This window comes from Streptomyces sp. NPDC051310, assembly GCF_044455245.1.
GTDB lineage: Bacteria > Actinomycetota > Actinomycetes > Streptomycetales > Streptomycetaceae > Streptomyces.
Map to the genome: position 1 here is coordinate 67,832 of NZ_JBITEO010000032.1, position 8,605 is coordinate 76,436.

The 8,605-nt window shown below is 76.1% G+C and carries 6 protein-coding genes, 1 pseudogene and 1 riboswitch; all 7 genes and pseudogenes read right to left on the reverse strand.

The window, feature by feature from the left end:
- The 7 genes and pseudogenes from cobC to ACIA79_RS31730 all read right to left on the reverse strand — a co-directional run bounded on the left by cobC (position 1) and on the right by ACIA79_RS31730 (position 8,198).
- Positions 1-1,068, reverse strand: coding sequence for an Rv2231c family pyridoxal phosphate-dependent protein CobC (gene cobC / locus ACIA79_RS31700; protein ID WP_399431854.1), 1,068 nt, complete (start codon positions 1,066-1,068; stop codon positions 1-3).
- 107 nt (positions 1,069-1,175) lie between these two features.
- Positions 1,176-1,670, reverse strand: a pseudogene (locus ACIA79_RS31705) (cobalamin biosynthesis protein); the annotation flags it as partial.
- Entirely contained in the window at positions 1,616-2,959 is a 1,344-nt protein-coding gene (locus ACIA79_RS31710) for a cobyrinate a,c-diamide synthase (protein ID WP_399431855.1), read from the reverse strand. The gene ACIA79_RS31710 and the pseudogene ACIA79_RS31705, both read right to left, overlap by 55 nt.
- Entirely contained in the window at positions 2,956-3,564 is a 609-nt protein-coding gene (cobO, locus tag ACIA79_RS31715) for a cob(I)yrinic acid a,c-diamide adenosyltransferase (RefSeq protein WP_399431856.1), read from the reverse strand. Before cobO ends, ACIA79_RS31710 begins: the two co-directional genes overlap by 4 nt.
- Positions 3,564-5,585: a putative cobaltochelatase gene (locus ACIA79_RS31720; RefSeq protein WP_399431858.1), complete on the reverse strand. Its 2,022-nt coding sequence runs from the start codon at positions 5,583-5,585 to the stop codon at positions 3,564-3,566. The genes cobO and ACIA79_RS31720 overlap by 1 nt, the downstream gene beginning before the upstream one ends.
- Positions 5,586-5,658: 73 nt before the next feature.
- On the reverse strand, positions 5,659-7,167 hold the full coding sequence (locus ACIA79_RS31725; RefSeq protein WP_399431860.1) for a cobyric acid synthase: 1,509 nt from the start codon (positions 7,165-7,167) through the stop codon (positions 5,659-5,661).
- The gene (locus ACIA79_RS31730) at positions 7,164-8,198 is read right to left on the reverse strand and encodes a cobalamin biosynthesis protein (RefSeq protein WP_399431861.1); all 1,035 of its coding nucleotides are present in this window, start codon (positions 8,196-8,198) and stop codon (positions 7,164-7,166) included. Before ACIA79_RS31730 ends, ACIA79_RS31725 begins: the two co-directional genes overlap by 4 nt.
- A gap of 134 nt (positions 8,199-8,332) precedes the next feature.
- Positions 8,333-8,409, reverse strand: a riboswitch (cobalamin riboswitch).
- Between the last annotated feature and the right edge of the window lie 196 nt (positions 8,410-8,605).

Below are 8,605 nucleotides of genomic sequence, written 5' to 3' on the forward strand. Positions count from 1 at the left end.
TCACCGCCCCTTCGCGCACCCCGCCATCACCAGCGCCTGGTCCAGCGCCTGGAGGAAGCGGTTGGTCGTGACGCGGTCGCGCACCGCCAGACGCAGCCAGTCGCCGTCCAGCCCCGGGAAGGTGTCCCCGCGGCGGGCCGCGAAGCCCAGCGAGCGCAGCCGGTCGCGGACCGCGTGGGCGCCGTCGATGCGCACCAGGACGAACGGGCCCTCCGCCGCCGTCACCGCCCGCACCTCCTCGAACTCGGCCAGCCCCGCCAGCAGATGGGCACGGTCCGCCGCTATCCGGTGGGCCGCCTCCGCGGCCTCCGCCAGCGCCGCCGGCGACATGCACGCCTCGGCCGCCGCCAGGGCGGGCGTGGACACCGGCCACAGGGGCTGCGCCCGCTCCAGCGCCGCGATCGTTGCCGGTTCGGCCAGTACATAGCCGATCCGCAGGCCCGCCAGCCCCCACGTCTTGGTGAGGCTGCGCAGCACCACCAGGCCGGGCACGTCGGTGCGCCCGGCGAGCGCCTCCCGCTCACCCGGGACCGCGTCCATGAACGCCTCGTCCACCACCAGGGTCCGCCCCGGCCGCGCCAGCCGGGCCAGGACGGCAGCGGGGTGCAGCACGGACGTCGGGTTCGTCGGGTTGCCGACCACCACCAGGTCCGCGTCCTCCGGGACCGCCGCGGGGTCCAGCCGGAAGCCGTCCTCCGCGCGCAGCAGCACCCGGCGCACCTCGTGCCCCGCGTCCCGCAGCGCCGCCTCGGGCTCGGTGAACTGGGGGTGCACCACCACCGGTCTTCGCACCGGCAGCGCCCGCGCCAGCAGCACGAACGCCTCCGCGGCCCCGGCCGTCAGCAGCACCCGCTCACCGGGCACGTCGTGCCGGGCGGCGACCGCGGCCCGTGCCGCCCGCCCGTCCGGATAGGCGGCGAGACCGGTCAGCGACCGGGCGATGCGCTCCCGCAGCCAGTCGGGAGGAGTGTGCGCACGGACGTTGACCGCGAGATCGGTCAGCTTCTCGTCCCGGACCTCCGCGTCACCGTGGTGCCGCAGATCGTGGGTGTCAGTGTGGGTATGCATGGCCGCCATTGGGGGGTGGGGGGTGGTGGGGGGTGAAGGAGCAGGGGTGAAGGGGCAGGGGGAACCGACGGTGGGCGGACGCCCTACGGGCGTTCCCTGTCTAAAGACTCCGGCGCCGGCCGTGCTGTCAACGCCGTTTCCCCACCGGTGTACCCGGGTCCCACATTCAACAATCGCCTGCGCGCCACCGCACACGTCACCCGTGCGCCCGGCCCCGCCGCCTTCCGCTTCGGGACGAGCAGTTCGCCGCCGCCCGCCAGCGCCGCCGCCTCCGCCACCGACGGCGTCCCCACACGGGCGGCCACGGCCGCCGACGGGCTGGGCACCGCGACCCGCGCCAACTCCGGTGCGGGGTAGGACCGCAGCGGCACACCGAGCCGTGCCGCGGCCAGTACGAGGCCCGGTTCGTCCGCCTTCGCGGCGACCGTCGCCAGTTCCACCACGTCGTCCGCCGGCAACCCGGCGTCCCGCAGCGCCTCCTCGACCAGGCCGAGCACCGCATCGGCGGACACCCCGCGCCCGGCGCCCACCCCGACCACCAGGGACCTCACCGCGCGCAGAACTCCGTGAACCGCCGCGCCGCTTGGGGCACCGCCGCCCAGTGCGTGTGCACGTAACTCGCGTGCACCCCTCCCTGGACGAAGCCCTCCACCCGCGTCCCCGGCTGCCGCAGTCCCCACGCGGGGGACGGTCCGGCACCCGGCTCCAGGACCGTGCGGTGGAACTCATGCCCCCGCATGCGCGTCCCCGCCGCGGCCAGCGGGCTGTCGCTCACCGCGACCGCGTCCCGGTAGCCCAGCGTCAGCCGCTGCGACATGCGCGCGTCGGCGTCCAGCACCCCGCACATCGGCTGCCCGTCCAGCGAACGCGCCAGGTACAGCAGCCCCGCGCACTCCGCCGCGACCGGCGCCCCGGACGCGGCGAGTTCAGCGACCGCCTTGCGCAGCCGCGCGTTGGCCGACAGCTCGGAACCGTACATCTCGGGGAACCCGCCCCCGATCACCAAGCCGCGCGTCCCGTCGGGCAGTTCCTCGTCGCGCAGCGGGTCGAACGGCACGACCTGCGCCCCCGCGGCGGTCAGCAGCTCGGCGTGCTCGGCGTACGAGAACGTGAACGCCGCGCCGCCCGCGACGGCCACCACCGGGCGCCCCGCGACCGGTTCGAGCTCCGGTGACCAGGGCTGCGCCGGGAGCGGCGGCGCCGACCGCGCCAGCGCCAGCAGCGCGTCCATGTCGCAGCCCGCCCGCACCTGTTCCGCCTGCGCGGCCACCGCCTCGACCGCCTGCGCCTGCCGCTCGGCCACCGGCACCAGCCCCAGGTGCCGCGACGGCGTCGCGACCGCCGGGGCGCGCCGCAGCACACCCAGCACGGGCACGCCCGACTCCCCGAGCGCCTCGCGCAGCAGGTGCTCGTGCCGGTCGGTCGCCACCTTGTTGAGGATCACCCCGCCGATCCGCACCCCGGGGTCCCACGACGCGAAGCCGTGCACCAGCGCCGCCACCGACCGCGACTGCGACGACGCGTCCACCACCAGCACCACCGGCGCCTTCAGCAGCTTCGCCACCTGGGCCGTGGACGCCAGCTCGCCCTGGTCGGCGGCGCCGTCGTACAGGCCCATCACCCCCTCGACCACGGCCAGGTCGCAGCCGCGCGAGCCGTGCGCGAAGAGCGGTGCGATCAGCCCCGTACCGCACATGTACGCGTCGAGGTTGCGGCCCGGACGGCCGGTCGCGAGCGCGTGGTAGCCGGGGTCGATGTAGTCGGGGCCGACCTTGTGCGGCGACACCGCCAGACCACGGCCGGCGAACGCGGCCATCAGGCCGGTCGCCACCGTGGTCTTGCCCGCGCCCGACGAGGGCGCGGCGATGACGAGGCGCGGGGGAGACGTCACCACTCGATGCCCCGCTGGCCCTTCTGACCCGCGTCCATCGGGTGCTTGACCTTCGACATGTCGGTGACCAGATCGGCGAAGTCCAGCAGCTCCTGCGGCGCGTTGCGGCCGGTGATCACCACGTGCTGCTGACCGGGCCGGTCGCGCAGCACCTCGACGACCTCGGCCGTGTCGATCCAGCCCCAGTGCAGCAGGTAGGCGAACTCGTCGAGGACGTAGAACTTGTACCTCTCCTCGGCGAGGTCCCGCTTGACCTGCTCCCAGCCTTCGCGCGCCTTGTCCTCGTGCGACTGCTCGCCCTCGGCGACCTCGCGCTGGATCCAGGACCAGCCCTCGCCCATCTTGTTCCAGGTGACGGTCCCGCCCTTGCCGGTCTCGCCGAGCGCCTTGAGGGCGTTCTCCTCGCCGACCTTCCACTTGGCGGACTTGACGAACTGGAAGACCCCGATCGGCCAGCCCTGGTTCCAGGCGCGCAGCGCCATGCCGAAGGCGGCGGTCGACTTCCCCTTGCCGATTCCGGTGTGCACCATCACCAGCGCCCGGTTGCGGCGCTGGCGGGTGGTGAGTCCGTCGTCCGGTACGACGGTCGGCTGTCCCTGCGGCATCAAGCGGCCCTTCTCGTTGCAGTTACGTCCCTGACCAGACCCGCGATCGAGTCCGCGCGCAGTTCGTCGAGCGTGACGGCGGTGCCCCCGAGGTGACGGGCCAGCTCCGCGGCCAGCCCGAGCCGTACGTGCCCGGACTCGCAGTCCACGACCACGGACGCGGTCCCCTCGGCGGCGTGCAGCCCGGCCGCCCGGGCGGCCAGCGCCAGCGGCTCCGGGCCGCCGGTCGCCCGGCCGTCCGTCACGACGACCAGCAGCGGGCGGCGCGACGGATCGCGCAGCCGCTCCACCCGCAGCACGTCATGGGCCTTCAGCAGCCCGGCCGCGAGCGGGGTGCGCCCGCCCGTCGGCAGCTGCTCCAGGCGCGCCGCCGCCGCGTCCACCGACGACGTCGGCGGCAGGGCGACATCGGCGGCCGCGCCGCGGAAGGTGACCAGGCCGACCTTGTCGCGCCGCTGGTAGGCGTCCAGCAGCAGCGACAGCACCGCGCCCTTGACCGCGCCCATCCGCTGCCGCGCCGCCATCGACCCGGAGGCGTCCACCGCGAACAGCACCAGGTTCCCCTCGCGCCCCTCACGCGTCGCCTGGCGCAGGTCGTCCCGCCGTACGACGAGACCCGGCCCCGACCGGCCGCGCGCCCGCTGGTGCGGCGCCGCCGCCCGGACGGTCGCCGCCAGGTGCAGCTTGGTCAGCGCGCCGCGCGGCCGCGTCGCCCCGGTGGTCCGGCCGTGCTCGGTACGCGCGCGGGAGCGCCGCCCCGCCGCCCCCTCACCGAGGCCCGGCACGCTCAGCACCTTGGTGCGGAACGGCTCGGCCGCCTTGGCCGGGGCCTGTTCACGGCCCCCCGGACCGCCCTGGGCGCCGGGCGCGGCCGGCTCCTCCGCCTGCGGGCGCTCGTCGGAGGGCGCCCCGCCCTGCGGGGGCACACCGTCCTGCGGACCACCGCCCCCGCCGCCGCCCCCGCCGCCGCCCCCGCCGTCGGGGCCGCCACCGTCGGGGTCCGGGTCGTCGCCCCCGCACTCCTCCAGCGTCTCGTCCAGCTTGGACTCGTCGAGCCCCGGCGCGTCGAAGGGGTTGCGCCGCCGCCGGTGCGGCAGCGCCAGCAGCGCCGCCTGCCGCACGTCCTCCACGGTGACGTCGCTGCGGCCCGCCCACGCGGCCAGCGCCGTCGCCGTACGGGCCATCACGATGTCCGCGCGCATGCCGTCCACCTCGAAGGCGGCGCACGTCGCCGCGATCCGGCGCAGCGCGTCGTCACCCAGCCGCACACCCGGCAGCAGCGCCCGCGCGGCCGCGATGCGCTCCCGCAGGGCGCTCTCCTCGCCGGCCCACCGCGCCGCGAAACCGGCCGGGTCGTCGTCGAACGCCAGCCGCCGCCGGACGACCTCCACCCGCTGGTCCGGGTCGCGGGAGGCGGCCACCTCGACCGTGAGGCCGAACCGGTCCAGGAGCTGCGGCCGCAGCTCGCCCTCCTCCGGGTTCATCGTCCCCACCAGCAGGAAGCGGGCGGCGTGCCGCACCGAGACGCCCTCGCGCTCGACGTACGAGGCGCCCATGGCGGCGGCGTCCAGGAGGTGGTCGATCAGATGGTCGCTCAGCAGGTTGACCTCGTCCACGTACAGGATCCCGCGGTGCGCCTGCGCCAGCAGCCCCGGCTCGAACGCCTTCACGCCCTCCGCCAGGGCCCGCTCGATGTCCAGCGCGCCCACGAGCCGGTCCTCGGACGCCCCCACCGGGAGCTCGACCATGCGCGCGGGGCGCGACGAGGCCGCGCCGGTGCCGTGCGGCCCGTCCGGGCACCCGGGGTCCGGCGCGACCGGGTCGCAGCTGAAGCGGCACCCCGGTACGACCGTCACCTCGGGCAGCAGGTCCGCCAGGGCGCGTACCGCGGTGCTCTTGGCCGTGCCCTTCTCACCCCGGACGAGGACGCCGCCCACCGCCGGGCTGACGGCGTTGAGCAGCAGCGCCAGCCGCAGATCGTCCATGCCGACGACGGCCGTGAACGGATACCGGGTGCTCATGCTGTGATCACTCCTTCGAGTGGCTTCCATCCGGCTTCGGAGGAGAGGTCGCGTCTGCGGGGTCCGCCGGTGTTCACGGCGCCCCCGGGGGCAGGAACGGCAGCCCGGCCGGGGGCCCCGCCTCGATCAGCTTCCAGAGCGCGTCCGTGTCCGCGTGCTCCTCGATCAGGTCGCCGAGCCGGTCCAGCTGCTCCTCGCGCAGCGCGCCGAACGACGTGTCGGGCGCGGGCACGAAGCGCCGCCCGGCCGCGGCCGCGACGTCCCGCAGGAACGCCCGGCGGAAGCCGTCGCTCTCCAGGGATCCGTGCCAGTGCGTGCCCCATACGGCGCCCACCCGGCAACCGTCCAGGAACGGCTCGCCACCGCGCACGTCGGCGACGCCGTGGTGGATCTCGTACCCCTCGACGTGCTCGCCGAGGGCCTCGCCGGCCGGCCGCGCCAGGGTCTTCTCCGGCGCGAACCGCACGCTTACCGGCAGCAGGCCCAGTCCCGCGACCTCGCCGGCCCGGGACTCGACGTCGTCCTCGATGCGCTCGCCGAGCGCCTGGAAGCCGCCGCAGATGCCGAGGACCGGCCGGCCCTCGGCGGCGCGCCGCGCGATCGCGTCCGCGAGGCCGCGCTCCCGCAGCCAGGCCAGCGCCCTGACCGTGCCGCGCGTGCCCGGCACGACGACCAGGTCCGCGTCGACGAGCTCCTCCGGGCGGTCCACGAACCGCACCACGACGCCCGGCTCGGCCGCCAGCGCGTCGACGTCGGTGAAGTTCGACATGAGCGGTACGGCGCAGACGGCGACCCGCAGCACGTCCTCGCCCACCGGCGGCGCGACGACCGACTCCCGGACGGTGCCCCGCAGGGACACCCGCAGCCCGTCCTCCTCGTCGATGCCGAGCCCGTGCGCGTACGGCAGGACACCGAAGGTGCGCCGGCCGGTCAGGCCCAGCAGCATGTCGAGCCCCGGCTCCAGGAGCGTCACATCGCCCCGGAACTTGTTCACCAGGTACCCCGCGACCAGCTCCTGGTCCTCCGGCGCGAGCAGCGCCGTGGTCCCGAAGAACTGCGCGAAGACCCCGCCCCGGTCGATGTCGCCGACCACGAGGACGGGGAACCGCGCCGCGCGCGCGATGCCCATGTTGACGATGTCGGTACGGCGCAGGTTGATCTCGGCCGGGCTGCCCGCGCCCTCGCAGATCACGGCGTCGTACGAGTCCCTCAGCCGCTGCAGGCAGTCCAGCACCGGCTCCAGCAGCTCGCGCTGCTTGCCGCCGTGGTAGCCCCGGGCGCTCAGCTCGCCGACCGGCCTGCCCATGAGCACGACCTGGCTGGAGCGGTCGCTGCCCGGCTTGAGCAGCACCGGGTTCATCAGCGCGGTCGGCTCGACCCGCGCGGCCTGCGCCTGCATGGCCTGCGCCCGTCCGATCTCCGCGCCCTCGCGCGTCACGAACGAGTTGAGCGACATGTTCTGGCCCTTGAACGGCGCGACCCGCACGCCCTGCCGGACCAGCCAGCGGCAGATGCCGGCCGTGACGACGCTCTTGCCCGCGTCGGACGTGGTGCCCGCGACGAGCAGCCCCCCACCCCTCATGTACGCCTCCGCTCGATCGCCCCGTACGCCAGTCGTGCGCCCGCGCACACCGCCAGCGCGAGGACACTCACCCGGCGCGACAGCCGCACCGCCCGTTCGATGTCCGCCACCTCGACCTCCCGGCCGCCCTCGTTGAGGACGGGCCGGTGCTCGACCCGTCCGCCGTACGAGAGCGTCCCGCCGAGGCGTACCCCCAGCGCGCCCGCGAAGGACGCCTCCACCGGGCCCGCGTTGGGGCTCGGGTGCTTCGCCGCGTCGGCGCGCCAGGACCGTACCGCGCCCCGGGGGTCACCGCCCGCGGCCGCCGCGAGTGCGGCGGTCAGCCGGGCACCGGGCCAGCCGGCCACGTCGTCCAGGCGGGCCGAGGCCCAGCCGAAGCGGCGGTAGCGGGGCGACTTGTGGCCGACCATCGCGTCCAGCGTGTTCACGGCGCGGAAGGCGACGAGCCCCGGCACGCCGCCGAGCGCGCCCCACACGAGGGCGCCGACCACGGCGTCGGAGGTGTTCTCGGCCACCGACTCCACGACCGCGCGGGCCATGCCCGGGCCGTCCAGGGCCTGCGGATCGCGCCCGCAGAGGTGCGGCAGCCGTTCCCGGGCCACCTCCAGGTCCCCGGCCGCCAGGGCGCCGCCGATGGCACGGGCCTCACGGCCCAGCGTCGTCCCGCCGACGACGGCCCACACGGAGGCGGCGGTCAGGGCGACAGCGGCGGCGCGCCGCCCGCGTACCGCCCGGTCCGCGAGCGCCGCCGCACCGGCCGCGCCCCCGGCGCACACGACGGCGTGCAGCAGGCCCCACCCGCGGTGGTCGCGCCACAGGGCGCCCTCCACGCGCGCCGCCGCGCGCCCGAAGGCGGCGACGGGATGCCCGCGGCGGGGGTCGGCGAGGAGCAGATCGACGGCGAGGCCGGCGGCGGCGCCGTACGCGAAGACACGGTGGCCCGGGGTACGGTCCGCCGCGGTGCGGGCACCGGGGGCGCGGCCCGTGAGGACACGGCCGCGCGCGATGTCTGTGCTGTGGTTGCTGCGCATCGGGTCAGCAGGCCGATACGTCTCGCCGGCCTCGGGAACGCGGGGTCACGGGTCTGTACGCAGCTGGTACGCAGCCGGGCATGGCGATGTCCTCACTCAGGGTCCGCGCCCTGGCTCGACGTGACCGGCGGCGAGAGTTCCTGACTCATCCGGGCCCCCAGGGCCGGACTCACAGTGGCGGGACCGCGCCGGATTCGCACCGGCTTCCTCTCCTGCCGCCGTAGATGGCCTGGGCAGTCCACCACGGCCCGCGAAGGCCCGTCAACTCACCCTTGACCTGCGGCGGGACAGTGTGCGGAGGCCCACAGGACGCGGGGGGGGGGGGGGGGGGGGGGGGGGGGGGGGGGGGGGGGGGGGGGGGGGGGGGGGGGGGGGGGGGGGGGGGGGGGGGGGGGGGGGGGGGGGGG